The sequence below is a fragment of the Nocardioides taihuensis genome, from assembly GCF_042657275.1.
Taxonomy (GTDB): Bacteria; Actinomycetota; Actinomycetes; order Propionibacteriales; family Nocardioidaceae; genus Nocardioides; species Nocardioides taihuensis.
The window spans coordinates 349,405-363,605 of the sequence record NZ_JBHSKD010000009.1 but is presented as its reverse complement, the minus strand read 5'-3'; the positions used below and the strand labels follow the sequence as shown (position 1 = coordinate 363,605).

19 protein-coding genes are annotated in these 14,201 nt (G+C 72.8%); 13 read left to right on the top strand and 6 right to left on the bottom strand.

The features are described 5' to 3' along the window. The first annotated feature begins 5 nt into the window (after positions 1–5). The 5 genes from ACFPGP_RS11205 (at position 6) to ACFPGP_RS11185 (ending at position 2,770) form a co-directional block, all read left to right on the top strand. Positions 6–932, top strand: coding sequence for a lysophospholipid acyltransferase family protein (locus tag ACFPGP_RS11205; protein WP_378590081.1), 927 nt, complete (start codon positions 6–8; stop codon positions 930–932). A 93-nt stretch (positions 933–1,025) separates the two neighbouring features. Further along, positions 1,026–1,274 carry a hypothetical protein gene (locus tag ACFPGP_RS11200; RefSeq protein WP_378590079.1) on the top strand — a complete coding sequence of 83 codons (249 nt, stop codon included), beginning with the start codon at positions 1,026–1,028 and terminating at the stop codon, positions 1,272–1,274. Between the two features lies 1 nt (position 1,275). Then, positions 1,276–1,494, top strand: coding sequence for a DUF4331 family protein (locus tag ACFPGP_RS11195; protein WP_378590077.1), 219 nt, complete (start codon positions 1,276–1,278; stop codon positions 1,492–1,494). 33 nt (positions 1,495–1,527) lie between these two features. Beyond that, a complete protein-coding gene (locus ACFPGP_RS11190) occupies positions 1,528–2,121 on the top strand; it encodes a TerD family protein (RefSeq protein ID WP_378590075.1) in 594 nt (197 codons plus the stop codon). Between the two features lie 13 nt (positions 2,122–2,134). After that, on the top strand, positions 2,135–2,770 hold the full coding sequence (locus tag ACFPGP_RS11185) for a class I SAM-dependent methyltransferase (RefSeq protein WP_378590073.1): 636 nt from the start codon (positions 2,135–2,137) through the stop codon (positions 2,768–2,770). Positions 2,771–2,779: 9 nt separating this feature from the next. Here ACFPGP_RS11185 and egtD read toward each other — a convergent pair whose 3' ends face one another. Both egtD and egtB read right to left on the bottom strand, forming a co-directional pair. Next, complete coding sequence (gene egtD / locus ACFPGP_RS11180; protein WP_378590071.1) at positions 2,780–3,760, bottom strand: L-histidine N(alpha)-methyltransferase; 981 nt, start codon at positions 3,758–3,760, stop codon at positions 2,780–2,782. Next, positions 3,757–5,049, bottom strand: coding sequence for an ergothioneine biosynthesis protein EgtB (gene egtB, locus ACFPGP_RS11175; protein WP_378590069.1), 1,293 nt, complete (start codon positions 5,047–5,049; stop codon positions 3,757–3,759). The genes egtD and egtB overlap by 4 nt, the downstream gene beginning before the upstream one ends. 216 nt (positions 5,050–5,265) lie before the next feature. On the opposite strand from egtB, the gene ACFPGP_RS11170 reads away from it, so the two are divergent. From ACFPGP_RS11170 to ACFPGP_RS11160, 3 genes are all read left to right on the top strand, one after another. Continuing rightward, positions 5,266–5,706 carry a hypothetical protein gene (locus ACFPGP_RS11170; protein ID WP_378590068.1) on the top strand — a complete coding sequence of 147 codons (441 nt, stop codon included), beginning with the start codon at positions 5,266–5,268 and terminating at the stop codon, positions 5,704–5,706. 37 nt (positions 5,707–5,743) lie between these two features. Beyond that, a complete protein-coding gene (locus tag ACFPGP_RS11165; protein WP_378590066.1) occupies positions 5,744–6,622 on the top strand; it encodes a serine/threonine-protein kinase in 879 nt (292 codons plus the stop codon). 159 nt (positions 6,623–6,781) lie between these two features. Beyond that, positions 6,782–7,321, top strand: a complete 540-nt coding sequence (locus ACFPGP_RS11160; protein ID WP_378590064.1) for a hypothetical protein — start codon at positions 6,782–6,784, stop codon at positions 7,319–7,321. A 38-nt stretch (positions 7,322–7,359) separates the two neighbouring features. Here ACFPGP_RS11160 and ACFPGP_RS11155 read toward each other — a convergent pair whose 3' ends face one another. The 3 genes from ACFPGP_RS11155 to ACFPGP_RS11145 are packed head-to-tail and all read right to left on the bottom strand — an operon-like array spanning position 7,360 to position 9,939. After that, positions 7,360–8,025, bottom strand: a complete 666-nt coding sequence (locus tag ACFPGP_RS11155) for a response regulator transcription factor (RefSeq protein ID WP_378590063.1) — start codon at positions 8,023–8,025, stop codon at positions 7,360–7,362. Further along, positions 8,010–9,545 (bottom strand): sensor histidine kinase, encoded by a 1,536-nt coding sequence (locus ACFPGP_RS11150; RefSeq protein WP_378590061.1) that lies wholly within the window; start codon positions 9,543–9,545, stop codon positions 8,010–8,012. Before ACFPGP_RS11150 ends, ACFPGP_RS11155 begins: the two co-directional genes overlap by 16 nt. After that, a complete protein-coding gene (locus ACFPGP_RS11145; RefSeq protein ID WP_378590059.1) occupies positions 9,481–9,939 on the bottom strand; it encodes a hypothetical protein in 459 nt (152 codons plus the stop codon). The genes ACFPGP_RS11150 and ACFPGP_RS11145 overlap by 65 nt, the downstream gene beginning before the upstream one ends. 212 nt (positions 9,940–10,151) lie before the next feature. Between ACFPGP_RS11145 and ACFPGP_RS11140 the strand changes: the two genes are divergently transcribed. After that, positions 10,152–11,696, top strand: a complete 1,545-nt coding sequence (locus ACFPGP_RS11140; RefSeq protein ID WP_378590057.1) for an AMP-binding protein — start codon at positions 10,152–10,154, stop codon at positions 11,694–11,696. A 5-nt stretch (positions 11,697–11,701) separates the two neighbouring features. Here ACFPGP_RS11140 and ACFPGP_RS11135 read toward each other — a convergent pair whose 3' ends face one another. Continuing rightward, entirely contained in the window at positions 11,702–12,139 is a 438-nt protein-coding gene (locus ACFPGP_RS11135) for a GNAT family N-acetyltransferase (protein WP_378590056.1), read from the bottom strand. A 167-nt stretch (positions 12,140–12,306) separates the two neighbouring features. Between ACFPGP_RS11135 and ACFPGP_RS11130 the strand changes: the two genes are divergently transcribed. The 4 genes from ACFPGP_RS11130 (at position 12,307) to ACFPGP_RS11115 (ending at position 14,186) form a co-directional block, all read left to right on the top strand. Next, entirely contained in the window at positions 12,307–12,528 is a 222-nt protein-coding gene (locus tag ACFPGP_RS11130) for a putative signal transducing protein (RefSeq protein ID WP_378590054.1), read from the top strand. A gap of 78 nt (positions 12,529–12,606) precedes the next feature. Continuing rightward, positions 12,607–12,789 (top strand): hypothetical protein, encoded by a 183-nt coding sequence (locus tag ACFPGP_RS11125; protein WP_378590052.1) that lies wholly within the window; start codon positions 12,607–12,609, stop codon positions 12,787–12,789. A 126-nt stretch (positions 12,790–12,915) separates the two neighbouring features. After that, on the top strand, positions 12,916–13,383 hold the full coding sequence (locus ACFPGP_RS11120; protein ID WP_378590051.1) for a 13E12 repeat family protein: 468 nt from the start codon (positions 12,916–12,918) through the stop codon (positions 13,381–13,383). Further along, a complete protein-coding gene (locus tag ACFPGP_RS11115) occupies positions 13,380–14,186 on the top strand; it encodes an HNH endonuclease signature motif containing protein (protein ID WP_378590131.1) in 807 nt (268 codons plus the stop codon). The genes ACFPGP_RS11120 and ACFPGP_RS11115 overlap by 4 nt, the downstream gene beginning before the upstream one ends. Positions 14,187–14,201 lie beyond the last annotated feature (15 nt).

Below are 14,201 nucleotides of genomic sequence, written 5' to 3'. Positions count from 1 at the left end.
CGGGCATGGGATTCGTCCAGGACTCGGTCGACGACGTCCGCCAGGTCGCGCGCGGCTGGCGCTGGGGCCGACGCTCGCAGGTGCCGCGCTCGGCCGAGCCGTTCGTGCCGCCGCAGGCGCAGACGGTCTTTCCCTCGGAGTGGTCGCGGCGCAAGCCCGCCATGGCGGCCCGCGAGGTCGCCCAGAAGGTCGGCCTCGAGCCGCTCTTCCGCTCGCAGGTGCGCACCCGGGTCGAGGGGCTCGACATCCTCGAGCGCACGCAGGGGCCGGTCATCTTCGTGGCCAACCACGCCTCGCACCTCGACACCCCGCTGATCCTGCTCTCGCTGCCCGACGCGTGGCGACGCCGTACGGCGGTGGCGGCCGCGGCCGACTACTTCTTCGACACCTGGTGGCGGGCGGTCGGCTCGGCGCTGGTCTTCAACACCTTCCCGATCGAGCGGCACGGCGGCACCATGTCGGCGACGCCCGGCGAGGTGCTCGCCGACGGCTGGAGCCTGGTGATCTTCCCCGAGGGCACCCGCTCGCAGGACGGTTGGGTCGGCCGGTTCCGCATGGGTGCGGCGTTCCTCGCCTGCGAGCACGACGTGCCGGTGATCCCGGTCGCCCACCGAGGCACGTTCGCGGCGATGCCGCGCGGCCAGGGCTGGCCGAGCCCCGGTCGACGGCAGCTGACGATCCGCTTCGGCGAGCCGATCCGGCCCGAGCCGGGGGAGTCGCCGCGTACGTTCGCGCCCAAGGTGCGGTCCGCGATCGCCGCGCTGCTCGACGAGGACTCCACCACCTGGTGGGACGCGCGGCGTCGTGCCGCCCTCGACGCGACCCCTGACCCCGGCGGTCCCGATGTCGCGCCGTGGCGCCGGGTGTGGGCGCAGAGCGCCTCCCCGCCGACCTCCGCGGTCCCGCGGATCTCGGCCTGGCGGCGCCGCTGAGGGCTCGCCCCATCCGGTCGGTCCCCTGCTCCGAACTCCCTGTGGCGTGCGCCACACCGGTGACGCTCGCGATCCGAGGACAGTGAGAGCCAGATGAGCGACACCAGCAGGAGGAGATTCCTAGCCGCGGCGGGGGCCGGCACCGCGGCGGGAGCCGTCGGACTGACGGCGTCGACGGCGGCTGCGGCGACGCGCCGCCCCGACGCGGCCCAGGAGGCCGTCGTCGCCGACGTCGCCGACCACCGGTCGAGCGAGGTGCGGCTCATGGTCGGCGAGCGTGAGGTGGCCGTCCACGACCGCGACCTCGCCGTCCGGATCCTCAACGCGGCAGGGGGAAGGTGACATGTCGTCCCACCGCGAAGCACCCGAGATCTCGAAGGACCCCGTCGCCGACGGCACCGACACCTACGCGTTCGTCAGCCCCGACGAGCCCGACACCGTCACCCTGATCGCCAACGACATCCCCCGCCGGAGGATGAGGACCACGGTCGGGCCCGGCTTCCTCCCCGATGCAGATGTCCCGGGCCCGACCGTGCCACCCCTGCTGTGCGGCCCCCGGTAGGTTCGTGACCACACGAAACCGAGGGAGGCCCGCGTGAGCGAGGGTGTGATCGAGCTCGACCCCGGCCAGGAGGTCGAGCTGGCCGATGCCGAGGGCAAGCCCCTGGCCCGGCTCCGGATGGGCGTCGGCTGGGACAAGGAGCGCACGGCCGGCTTCATCGGCACCGGGGCGCCCGACGTCGACCTCGACGCGACGGCGGTGCAGTTCACCGGCGACCAGCTCTTCGACATCGCGTTCTACAACAACCTCGCCACGCGCGACGGGTCCGTGGTCCACCAGGGTGACAACACCACGGGCAGCGGCACGGGCGACGACGAGGTGATCACCGTCGACCTCGCCCGGGTGCACCCACCGGTCGACACGATCATCTTCCTGGTCAGCAGCTACCAGGGCCACTCCATGGAGTGGGTCCGCAACGCCTACTGCCGCGTCGTCGACGACGAGACCGACGTCGAGCTGGCCCGGTTCACGCTCACGGCCGGCGTGCCGGAGACCGGTCTGGTGCTCGCCAAGCTGGTGCGCCGCGCGGCCGGCGACGGCGGCGGCTGGATGGTCGAGGCCATCGGCCGCGGGATCGCGGTGACGGTGCCCTCCCGGGCGGTCGACAAGCTGCGGCCCTTCGTCTGAGGGGGCGTCGACGGTGGCGGAGGGTTTCGACCGGTCCGACTGGGAACGACGCTGGGTGCAGGTGCTGCGCGAGCACCCCGACACGGTGGCCGCGCGGCCGCCGAACGCCGACCTGGTCGCCCTGGTGGGCGACCTGCACGGGGACCTGCCGCCCGGCTACGCCCTCGACGCCGGCTGCGGGCACGGCGCGGAGGCGATCTGGATGGCCGCGGCCGGGTGGGACGTGACGGCGCTCGACTTCTCGCCGTCGGCCCTCGAGCACGGGCGGGCCACCGCCGCGGCGCTGGGCGACGACGTGGGCGGCCGGATCTCGTGGGTCGAGGGCGACCTGGGCACCTGGACGCCGCCGGCCGCGACGTACGACCTCGTCAGCTGCCTCTACGTGCACGTCGCGGGGTCGGTCGTCGACCTCGTCCGTCGCCTGGCCTCGGGTGTCGCCCCCGGGGGCACGCTGTTCATGCTCGGCCACCAGCCGGTCGACCCCGCCACCGGCCGGCCGAGCCCGGCGGCGGGTCAGGTGCAGGTCACGGTCGAGGGCGCGCTGGAGGCGCTCGACGCCGAGGAGTGGGACGTCGTCGCCGAGGAGCGTCCGCGCGCGATCGCCGGCACCGGGGTCGACGCCGTCGTGCGCGCGGTCCGTCGGGCCTGACGGCGCGGGTCAGGGCTTGGTGGCCAGGGTCAGCGCGAAGTCGCCGGCCCGGTCCGTCCAGACCCGGGTCACCTCGAGCCCGGCCTGTTCGAGCTCGCCCGCGATCCTGCTGACGCGGAACTTGGTGGAGATCTCGACCCGGATCTCCTCGCCGACAGCCAGGTCGAGCACGAGGTCGGCCCCCGGGAGGGTCACCCGCTGGGGGACCTCGGACCTCAGCCTCATGTCCATGCGCTCCATGTGCGCGTCCCAGAAGGGGATGTAGGAGAACGCCTCGGGGTCGAAGTCGGCACCGAGCTCGCGGTTGAGGACGAGGAGTGCGTTGCCGATGAAGGCGGCGGTGAGGCCCTCGTCGTCGTCGTAGGCGGCCAGGAGCCGGTCGACGCTCTTGACCAGGTCGGTGCCGAGCAGGACCGAGTCGCCCGGCTCGAGCAGGTCGGCCAGGGCGCCCAGGAAGGCGCGCCTCTCCTCGAGGTAGAGGTTGCCGATCGTGCCGCCGAGGAAGGCGACCATCCGGCGCCCTCCGCGGGGGAGGTGGGCGAGGTGCAGCGTGAAGTCTCCGACGACGGCGGCCACCTCGAGGCCCGGGTAGCGCTGCGAGATCTGGTGGGCGGCCTCGCGCAGGGTCTGCTCCGCCACGTCGACGGGGGCGAACCGGGTCAGCTGCCCGTCGGCGGTGAACGCGTCGAGCAGCAGACGGGTCTTCTCGCTCGTGCCGGAGCCCAGCTCCACCAGCGTGGTGGCGCCGCTGGCCTGCGCGATGTCGGCCGCGTGGGACACGAGGATCGAGCGCTCGGCCTCGAAGGGGTAGTAGTCCGGGAGCCGGGTGATCTCCTCGAACAGCGCGGCACCCCGGTCGTCGTAGAGCCACTTGGGCGGGAGCGTGCGGGGATGGCGGCTCAGGCCGCGGCGCACGTCCTCGACGAGACCGCCGGCCGCCCAGTCGGGGTCGAGCACGACGGTGACCTCGGGCTTGCCCGCCCCGGTCACCGGGCCACCCCGCCTGTCGGTGCCCCGCCGTCGGCGAGCCTCACCCCGGACAGGGCCCAGCGTGACCCGGGCGGGAAGAAGTTGCGGTAGCTGGGGCGGGTGTGTCCGGCCGGGGTGAGCGCGCAGCCGCCGCGCAGGACCATCTGGCCGGACATGAACTTCCCGTTGTACTCGCCGATGGCTCCGTCGGCCGGGTGGAAGCCGGGGTAGGGGAGGTAGGCCGAGGAGGTCCACTCCCAGCAGTCGCCGTAGGCCTGGCGCAGCCGGCCGGTCGCCGGCCCGGCCGCTCGCGGGTGGTAGGTCTCGAGGTCGGCGAGGTTGCCGGTCACGTCGCCGCCGGCCGCACGGACGCCGTGCTCCCACTCGGCCTCGGTCGGCAGCCGCTTGCCCGCCCACGCGGCGTACGCGTCTGCCTCGTAGTGGCTGACGTGGCCGACCGGCAGTCCGGGGTCGACCGGCCAGGTCCCGTGGAGCGTGTGCTCGAGCCAGACCCCGTCGGCCTCGACCCAGTAGAAGGGAGCCCGCCAGCCCTCGGACTGCACCCGGGCCCAGCCGTCGGACAGCCACAGGTCGGCGCGTCGGTAGCCGCCGTCGGCCATGAAGGCCAACCACTCCCCGTTGGTCACCAGACGGTCGGCGAGCCGGTAGGGCTCGAGGTAGACCTGGTGCTCGGGGAGCTCGTTGTCGAAGCTGAACCCGGCTCCCCGGTGCCCGATCTCGACGAGCCCACCCTCGACGTCCACCCACCCGAGCCGGTCGGGCTCGGTGGGCGCCGACGGCGCCCCGCCGTAGACCGGCTGGAGGGGATTGAGCGAGAGGACGTGCTTGATGTCCATGAGCAGGAGCTCCTGGTGCTGCTGCTCGTGGTGGAAGCCGAGCTCGATCGTGCTCGTGAGCTTCTCGAGGGCCCCGTGGTCGAGCGTGCTCACCAGGTCGCGCACCCGGGCGTCGACGTTGCCCCGGTAGATGCCGACGTCGTGGGCCCCGGGTCGACTGATCACCCCGCGCGCCGCCCGGGCGTACCGCGGACCGACGGCCTCGTAGTAGCTGTTGAACAGGAACCAGTACTGGTCCTGGAACGGGGCGAACCCGGGCTCGTGGTCGGCGAGGACGAAGGTCTCGAAGAACCAGGTGACGTGGGCGCGGTGCCACTTCGTCGGCGACACGTCGGGCATGGACTGGACCGTCTGGTCCTCCGGCGAGAGCGGCGCGGCCAGCCGCTCCGTGTGCGAGCGGACCTCGTCGTAGCGCGCGATGAGCGTGTCGGGTGTCCACGTGCCTCGGGTCATGACGGTGCCTCCAGACGGGGCGCGACCTGCCCCTGGTGGGATCCTCCCGGCGAGCCTAGGAGCAACCACCGACAATTCCGAGGGCGTGGCGGGGGACGTCACCGGACGTTCACAGCCGGTGCTCCGATGAGAGCCCTCTCACGACGGCATCACGGTGGGCTCACTGCGGGCGGCGAGGCTCCTTCCCCGACAGCACCTCACCAGGAAGGACCCACCATGAACACCCCGCTCCCCACCCGCAAGCTCCTCGTGGCCGCCCCCGTCGGGCTGGCCGCCGTCGTGACCACCGGCCTGCTGGCGTTCCCGGCCGGCGTGGCCGCCGCTGCCGGCGACGACCAGGTCGTCAAGCGCGACGAGGACACACCGGCCGTGACCACGACGCTCGACGACGACGATGACGACGCCGGCACCGACACCGGCACCGGGACCAACGCCAACACCGGGACCGACACCGGCGGCACCGACACCGGCACCGGCACGAACACGGGCGACCAGAACGACCCGACGAACAGCCGGGTCACCGGTGTCACCAGCGACGTCGACGCGAGCCGGGCCGACCTGACCACGGACCTGACGAACGACGGCCCCGGGAAGAACAACCCCGACGACTCCCGGCACGACACCAACGACGCCTCGCGCAACGACACGCGCGGCTGAGCCGCCCCGACCGCACGACCCCCGGGAAGGAACGACCATGGGCAGTCACGACAGCTGGCGTCTCCGCGAGGGCGACCCGATCACCGAGGAGCTCACCGCGGTGCGGCTGCTCGGCGGAGGGTCCTCCTACGAGGCGTACCTGGCCTTCGACGAGATCACCTACGGCCCGGTCGTGGTCAAGGTGCTCCGGCCGGGCCGGGGCGCGGACGGGACCGCGCGCCGCGGGCTGCGCCGCGAGGTCGAGCAGCTGGCCCTGGTCAACCACCCGGTGGTCGTGCGGGGGCTGCGCGAGCGCCTGGACGGCGAGCGGCCCCACGTCGTCCTCGAGTGCGTCGACGGTCCCCGGCTGTCGAGCCTGGTCCGGCGGCACGGTCCGCTGACCCCGCAGCAGTACCTGCCGCTCGCGATCGACGTCGCGTCGGCCCTGCACTACTTCCGGCACGTCGACGTGGTCCACCTCGACATCAAGCCGAGCAACGTGATCATGGGGTCACCCGCCCGGCTCATCGACCTGTCGGTCGCCCGCTCCTCGGCCTGCGCCGCCGGTCTCGACGTCCCGATCGGGACCGACGCGTGGATGGCGCCCGAGCAGGCGGAGCCGGGCCGGCTCGGGCGGCCCGGCCACGCCAGCGACGTCTGGGGGCTGGGGACGACGCTCTTCCACGCGGTCGCCGGCTACCGCGCCTTCGACGACGGCGACCCCGCCGCCCCCGACGTGCGTGCCCGGTTCCCGCAGCTGGTGGACGCGCCGTACGACCTGCCCGGACGCACGCCCCCGGCGGTCGTCAAGACCGTGCTCGCCATGCTCGAGCCCGACCCGGCCGACCGTCCCCTCCCGCACGAGGTCGCCGGGGCCCTGGAGCCGGTGCTCGCCGACCTGCCCGCGCCGCAGCTGAGCTACAAGGTCCGTGGTTGAGGCCCGGGACGGCGATGTCGAGGGGCCGGGACGGGTCCGGCGGTGCGAAATACCTCGTCTGGGCAATGCCGTCCGGATGGCCTGGTGCCAGAGTCGGAAGGCACCGGGAGGGAGAGCCTCATGAGGGAACGACCTGCACTTCTTGTATCCGGGCTGGCCGTGGCAGGCCTCCTTGTGAGCACGCCGGCCACTGCCAAGCCGCTGGACAAGGGCCACTTCCACGACGTCTTCACCAGCGACGTCTACGACTGCGCCGGCATCCCGGCGCAGGACGAGGGCGACGTGTCGGGGAACTTCCTGTTCAACCAGCGCGGCGGTAGCAGACATCCCTTCCCCTACTACCGCGAGAGCGTCCACGGCACCGTGGTCTCGACCAACCTGGACACCGGCGGGACGTACACCAACGTGTTCACCGGCAACAGCAAGGACCAGACGATCGTCGACAACGGCGACGGCACGATCACGATCACGGTCTTCGCGTCCGGCGGTTCTCGTTACTACGACCAGGACGGCACGCTGGTCCTCAAGGACCCGGGAGAGGTCCGGTTCGCGTTCGACGTCGACTACAACGGCACCCCCGGCAATCCGGAAGACGACGTCGAGGTCCCCGACTCGTTCCGGATCGTTCGCGACTCCACCGGACGCAACGACCTCGAGGGGCGCGACTTCTGCGAGGACCTGGCGGAGTTCACCACCTAGTCGGTGCTCGGCAGACGCCCGGGCCGCTGCCCGCTGGTTCAGGCGGCGAACCGGTAGCCCATGCCGCGCACGGTCGCGATGCAGGCGGCGCCGAACTTGCGGCGCAGGTACCCGACGTACACGTCGACGACGTTGGAGCCGGGGTCGAAGTCGAGGCCCCAGACCCGGTCGAGCAGCTGCTCGCGCGAGAGCACCCGGCCCGGGTTGGTCATGAAGTACTCGGCGAGCGCGAACTCGCGGGCCGAGAGGTCGACCTCGCGTCCCCCGACGGTGGCTCGCCGGGTGCGCAGGTCGAGCTCGACGCCGCCGGCGACGACCCGGTCGTCGGCGGGGCCGCCGGACTCGCCCTGGCGCAGGCGCAGGCGCACGCGGGCGAGCAGCTCGGCGAAGCGGAACGGCTTCGGCATGTAGTCGTCGGCCCCGCCCTCGAGCGCGCTGACGGTGTCGGTCACCGAGTCGCGGGCGGTCAGCACGATCACCGGCACGGTCGACCCCTGGGCCCGCAGCTGCTCGAGCACGCCGAACCCGTCGAGCCCGGGGAGGCCGATGTCGAGCACCACCAGGTCGTGGCCACCGCTCAGCGCCTCGTCGAGACCGCTGAGGCCGTCACGCTGGACGCTGGTGCGGTGGCCCTCGGCCCGCAGGCCCTTCGCGATGAAGGAGGCGATGCGGTCCTCGTCCTCCACGATCAGGATGCGGGCCATGCGGGTCCTCCGGGGCCGGTCGTCGAGGGGGTCCCGAGCGGGAGGGTGATCGTGAACGTGGCGCCGCCACCCGGGGTGTCGGTGACCTCGACCCGGCCGCCGTGTGCCTCGGCGATCGCGCGCACGATGGACAGGCCGAGCCCGAACCCCTCGTCGTCGGGGCGTACGACGCTGCGGCCGAAGCGCGTGAACACGTGCTCGCGGTCGCCCTCGGGCACCCCGTCGCCGGTGTCGGCGACCCACAGCTGCACGGTGTCCCCGTCCACGCGCGAGCCGATGGCGACCCGGTCGTCGGGGTGGGTGTGCTTGACCGCGTTGTCGGCGAGCTGCAGCACGGCCTGGGTGATCCGCTGCTCGTCGACGGTCACCACCGCGTCCCCGACCGCGTCGACCTGCCAGTCACGGTCCGCCATGCCGCGGGCCTTGGCCACGAGCGTGTGGGTCAGCCGCTGGAGGTCGACCCGCTGCTGGGCCAGGAAGTCGGGCCGCGCCGACTTCGTCAGCAGGATCAGGTCGCCGACCAGGCGCGACATCCGGTCGACCTCGTCGAGCAGCAGCGCCCGGGTCTGCTCGACCTCGCGCTCGTCGCTGCTCTCCATCAGCTCGAGGTGCCCGCGCAGCACCGTCAGCGGGGTGCGCAGCTCGTGGCCGGCGTCGTCGAGGAACTCCCGCTGGCCGACGAACGCCGCCTCGAGCCGGGCCAGCATCCCGTTGACCGTGCGGGTGAGGGCGGTGATGTCGTCGTTGCCGGTCTCGGGGATCCGCCGGGCGAGGTCGGTCCCGCCGATCTCCTCCGCGGTGTCGCGCAGGGTGCGCAGGGGTGCCAGCAGCCGCCCCGACTGCCAGGTCGCCACGCCCACGATCAGCAGCAGCGCGAGCAGCGAGACCACGGCATAGGTCTGCATCGTGTTGCGGAGCTCGGCCTTCCCGAGCTCGAGGTAGGTGACGATGACCAGGGCCCCCGTCTCCTGGCCGTCGCTCACCGACTGCACGGTCACCAACGCGTCGCCGTACTCCGGCACGACGATCCGCTCGGTGCCGTTGCGCTCCACGAGGGGCGCGACGGTCCGGTCGAACAGCGGGCTGTCCACGAACTGGTCGGCGGCCGGCAGCGAGCGCTGCGCCTCGCCGCCGTACCAGGTCACGAGGAACTCGTTGTCGTCGGGCACGTTGTGCACCAGGAACGAGTTGAGCACGCCGCGTGCGCTGGTGAAGGGCCGGCCGGTCTCGGGGTCGGTGCCGGTCGCCTGGAGCTTGGCGAACTCGTCGAGCTCCTGGTCGATCTCCTTGACCGACGCCTGCTCGAGCCGCTCGGCCTCGATCGCGTAGACGATGGTGCCCGCACCGGCCAGCGCGAGGAAGGCGAGCACGGTGACGGTGAGCACGATGCGCACGCGCACCGAGACGCCCGACCGGGGAGGTCGGGCGCCGGTGTCGCGGTCGGGGGGAGCAGGCTCAGTGGCGGCCGCTGTGGTCGTCCCCGCCGCCCGGGCCGCTGTTCCCGTCGTCGTCGCGCTCATCGCCTCCTCTTTCACGGTCGTCGGGGCCCTCGTGGTCGTCGTCGAGGTCGTCCGGCGACGGCACGACCGTCTCGATGTCGCCGTCGGTGTCGGTGTCGCCGTCGTCGCCGTCGTCGCCGTCGTCGTCCACGCCGGCCGTGGGGCCGGTCGTCGCCCCATCCTCACCCGGGTCGCGCGCCGTGTCACCGCCGTCGCTGCCGTCGCTGCGGCCCCCGCGCCCGTCGTGGCCGGTCGGTCCGGCTGGGCCGCCGCTGGGGTCGGCCACGGGGCTGATCACGATCGTCGGCCGCTCGCGGGGGGCGTCGGCGGCGGACGCGACGAGCGCGCCCGCGACGTACGCCCCGAGGGGCACGACGAGCGCGAGCGGCAGCAGGGTCTTGGCCAGCGGCGACATGACCCCACCATCCTGCGCGGACGTGGCGTGCCCGTGAGAGCCGGATGAGAGGACTCTCATCCGACGCCGTCGACGCCGCTCGTCGCACCAGGCGCCCCGTTCGTCGCCCGGCGGTGCCCGGACCAACCGGATACCCACCATCGCGTCACTACAGTGACCGTCGTCACCGGGTGGCGTCATCCGGCGGTGTTGCCACGCAGCGAGGAGGCCCCATGATCGTCCCCTTCAGCATCGCGGACTTCATCGACCGCGCCGTCGCGGTGTACGGCGACCGGGTCGGCGTCATCGACGAGCCCGACCAGCCGGCCCCCTCGCTGGGGAACCTCACCTACCGCGAGCTCGGCGACCTCGCACGACGCCAGGCGGCCTGGCTCGACGACCTCGGGATCCGGCCGGGGGAGCGGGTGGCGGTGGTCAGCCACAACAGCGCACGGCTGCTCACGTCGTTCTTCGGCGTGGCGGGCACCGGGCGCGTGCTGGTGCCCGTGAACTTCCGGCTGCGACCGGACGAGGTGTCCTACATCGTCCAGCACTCCGGAGCCCGGGTGCTGCTCGTCGACCCCGAGCTCGACGAGGCGCTCGCGAGCGTGACCGCCGAGCACCGCTACGTGCTGGGCGACGACGCCCACTTCCTCGCCCCCGAGGGGGCCGAGCCGAAGCCGTGGGAGCCCGACGAGAACGCCACGGCCTGCATCAACTACACCTCGGGCACCACCGCCCGGCCCAAGGGCGTGCAGATCACCCACCGCAACATCTGGGTCAACGCGCTCACCTTCGGCCTGCACGCCGGCGTCACCGACCGTGACGTCTACCTGCACACGCTGCCCATGTTCCACGCCAACGGGTGGGGCATGCCGTTCACCATGACCGGCCTCGGCGTGCCGCAGGTCGTGCTGCGCAAGGTCGACGGCACCGAGATCCTGCGCCGGGTCGAGGAGCACGGCGTGACGGTGATGTGCGCGGCGCCCGCCGTGGCCGCCGCGGTGCTCGAGGCCGCCGCCGACTGGGAGGGCGAGATCCCGGGCCGCGACCGGGTCCGGATCATCATGGCCGGCGCGCCGCCGCCGACGAAGACCGTCGTCCGCGTGCAGGAGGAGCTCGGCTGGGAGTTCATCCAGATCTACGGCCTCACCGAGACCTCGCCGCTGCTCACCGTCAACCGCACCCGGGCCGAGTGGGACGACCTCGCCCCCGAGGAGCGTGCCGGCAAGCTGGTCCGCGCCGGCGCGCCCGCCCTCGGCGTCCGGCTCACCACCAGCACCAGTGGGCCGAACGCCGGCGAGGTGCTGGCGCGCTCCAACGTCGTGCTCGAGGGCTACTGGGAGCAGCCCGAGGAGTCGGCCCGCGCGCTGGAGGGCGGGTGGTTCCACACCGGCGACGGCGGCGTGATCGGGACCGACGGCTACCTGACCATCCAGGACCGCAAGAAGGACGTGATCATCACCGGCGGCGAGAACGTCTCCTCGATCGAGGTCGAGGACGTGCTCTTCTCGCACCCGGCCGTCGCCGAGGTCGCCGTGATCGGCGTACCCAGCGAGAAGTGGGGCGAGACGATCAAGGCGCTCGTCGTGCTGGGCGAGGACCAGGAGGCGTCCGAGACCGAGCTGATCGCGTGGTGCAAGGAGCGTGCGGCCGGCTACAAGGCCCCCACCTCCATCGAGTTCCGCGACGAGCTGGCCCGCACCGCCACCGGCAAGCTGCAGAAGTTCAAGCTCCGCGCGCCCTACTGGGAGGGCTACGACCGGCAGGTCAACTAGAGGCCTCAGCTCGGCAGGTGGAGGTCGACGAACGGGACGGTGTCGCCCTCCAGGAGGTAGCGGTGGTGCTCGACGAACCCGCGCGCGAGGGCGAAGGACAGTCCGTCGGAGCTCGACTCCAGGACCACCGTCTCGATGCGCCGGGCGCCGGCAGCGCGGGCCCGCGCGAGCTCGGCCTCGAGGTACGCCGTTCCGTGACCACGGCGGCGGTGCCCGGGCAGGATGCGCACGATCACCGTCGCGGTGGCGCCGGGTCCTGACGGCGGGCGGACGGTGGCGTTGCCCACGAGCTCGCCGTCGGCGTACGCCAGGGTCAGCCGGTGGCGCCCGGCCCGCTCCGCGACGTCGTCGGCCGACAAGGGTGCGGTCGGGATGATCTCGTTGTGGATCACCCGCCAGTCGTCGAGCAGCGGTCCGGTGGCGGTGACGATGGTGAGGGGCATGGTCCCAGTCTCGGTGCCCCTAACGCGCCCGGCACGGGAGTTTCCGGCCCGGGGGTGGACCGCCGATGTCCTGCGTCTCGGCGGTAAGGACGGCAGGGTGGCTGACCTCCCGCGCAGGCGCTGCGCGCTAGCGTGGAGGTCTCGACCGGACGCGCAAGGAGCCCCGCATGGCCGAACTGCTCCGAACGAATGATCCCGGCCTGCTCTCGGTGGTCGAGGGACTGCTGGGGCAGGCCGGCATCCCGCACCACGTCGCCGATCGGACCATGGGCGTGCTCGAGGGCTCGATCCTGGTCATCCAGCCACGGGTGCTGGTGCCCGACGACCGCGAGGCGGAGGCCCGCGAGCTGCTCGTCGAGGCGGATCTCGGGGAGTGGCTGCGACGCTGAGTCCTGCCCGTACCCCACGTGGGTGATCCCGGGTCCGAAGAACGCGTCGACGGCCGCTCGCGGGGCAGGCTGACGACCGTGGAGATCCTCCGGCGCACCGCAGCCAGCACGACCGCCGCGCTCGCGGCCTGGGCCGTGCTCATCGCGCTCGTGCTGCTCTTCGACCCCCACTTCGGGCTGGCCCACAAGGTGGGCTGCAAGGTCAGCGAAGCCGGGTCGGGGAAGGCGCAGCACTGCTGGCCGGGGTCGTCGGGCGACTGACGATCTCCGCATGCCGCCCGGCGAGTCCTGCGGACAGAAATCATGACGGAACTTTGATCGAACTTGTGTTCGAATTTTGACGTTCCGTGGCCGGAAGTGTCGGTGGTCGCGGGTTGTATGGACCACATGACCACCACCACGAGCGACACCGACTGGGGCACTGTCGCGCACCCGGTGGCGGCGGCGGTGGCGCGGTTGCATGCCGAGCTGGACGCGTTGGTGGAGACGCCGGTGTGGGGACTGGAGGGCGGGCAGGTTCGCGACACGCTGGGGGAGGTGACCCGGTTGGCGGCGCGGGTGGCCGAGCTGGAGCTGCGGCTGGTCGCGCACGCGGACCGGGTCGGTGCCGGCGAGGGCGTGGGGGCGACCACGACCGGTGGCTGGTGGGCGGTGGCGACGAACCAGACGCGTGCGGTGGCGCACCGCAGGGTGAAGCTGGCGGTGGCGCTGGACGGGGAGCACGAGCCGGTCGGTGACGCGCTCGCGGAGGGGCGGGTGCTGCCGGAGCAGGCGCAGGTGATCGTCGACGCGGTGGACGCCTTGTCCCCGGTGCTGGTGGACCCCGCGTCCGGGACGAGGCACGCCTTCACCTGATCGCGGCGGCGGGGGAGCATGACGCGCAGGCGTTGAAGGTCCTGGGGCGCCGGATCCTGGAGGTCGTCGCCCCGGAGGTGGCCGAGGCCCACGAGGCGCGGCTGCTGGAGGCCGAGGAAGCCCAGGCGAACGCGTCGGCGCGGTTCACGATGTCCGAGGACGGCCCAGGCCGGGTGCACGGACGGTTCACCCTGCCCGCCCTGCAGGGGGCGATGCTGCGCACCCAGCTCGACGCCCTGGTCCACGCCCAGCACACCGGAGACACCGGTGACACCGACACGAAGGCCCAGCCGCTGCCGCACCGGCGCGGGCTGGCGTTCGCGGCGTGGGTGGAGCGCTACCCCGTGGACCGGTTGCCGGCCACCGGCGGTGGGGTGGCGGCCACGGTGGTGGTGACCATGACTGTCGAGTCGCTCCTGGGTGGGCTCGAGGCCGCGGGCCTGTCGACCGGTGGGGTGATCTCCGCTGCCCAGGCGCGTCGTCTGGCGTGTCAGGCGGGGATCATCCCCGCCGTGCTGGGTGGGAGGTCGCAGGTCCTCGACCTCGGCCGGAAGCGGCGCTTCCACACCGGACCGCAACGCACCGCGATGGCCCTGCGCGACGGTGGCTGCACCGCGGTCGGCTGCGACCGGCCACCGGCCGCCTGCCAGGCCCACCACGACACCGCCTGGTCCCGGGGTGGAGGCACCAGCGTGGAGAAGGGGCGCCTGCTGTGCCGACGCCACCACACCTGGATCCACGACCCCCGCTTCACCCACACCCGCCGACCCGACGGCAAGGTCGCCTTCCACCGGCGCACGTGAGCGGCGTGGTCCCCC

Bases quoted from the DNA above. Each gene is read 5' to 3' on its own strand.
- ACFPGP_RS11205 (WP_378590081.1), top strand. From the start codon at position 6: ATGGGATTCGTCCAGGACTCGGTCGACGACGTCCGCCAGGTCGCGCGC.
- ACFPGP_RS11200 (WP_378590079.1), top strand. From the start codon at position 1,026: ATGAGCGACACCAGCAGGAGGAGATTCCTAGCCGCGGCGGGGGCCGGC.
- ACFPGP_RS11195 (WP_378590077.1), top strand. From the start codon at position 1,276: ATGTCGTCCCACCGCGAAGCACCCGAGATCTCGAAGGACCCCGTCGCC.
- egtB (WP_378590069.1), bottom strand. From the start codon at position 5,049: ATGACCCGAGGCACGTGGACACCCGACACGCTCATCGCGCGCTACGAC.
- ACFPGP_RS11170 (WP_378590068.1), top strand. From the start codon at position 5,266: ATGAACACCCCGCTCCCCACCCGCAAGCTCCTCGTGGCCGCCCCCGTC.
- ACFPGP_RS11165 (WP_378590066.1), top strand. From the start codon at position 5,744: ATGGGCAGTCACGACAGCTGGCGTCTCCGCGAGGGCGACCCGATCACC.
- ACFPGP_RS11155 (WP_378590063.1), bottom strand. From the start codon at position 8,025: ATGGCCCGCATCCTGATCGTGGAGGACGAGGACCGCATCGCCTCCTTC.
- ACFPGP_RS11150 (WP_378590061.1), bottom strand. From the start codon at position 9,545: ATGAGCGCGACGACGACGGGAACAGCGGCCCGGGCGGCGGGGACGACC.
- ACFPGP_RS11145 (WP_378590059.1), bottom strand. From the start codon at position 9,939: ATGTCGCCGCTGGCCAAGACCCTGCTGCCGCTCGCGCTCGTCGTGCCC.
- ACFPGP_RS11140 (WP_378590057.1), top strand. From the start codon at position 10,152: ATGATCGTCCCCTTCAGCATCGCGGACTTCATCGACCGCGCCGTCGCG.
- ACFPGP_RS11135 (WP_378590056.1), bottom strand. From the start codon at position 12,139: ATGCCCCTCACCATCGTCACCGCCACCGGACCGCTGCTCGACGACTGG.
- ACFPGP_RS11130 (WP_378590054.1), top strand. From the start codon at position 12,307: ATGGCCGAACTGCTCCGAACGAATGATCCCGGCCTGCTCTCGGTGGTC.
- ACFPGP_RS11120 (WP_378590051.1), top strand. From the start codon at position 12,916: ATGACCACCACCACGAGCGACACCGACTGGGGCACTGTCGCGCACCCG.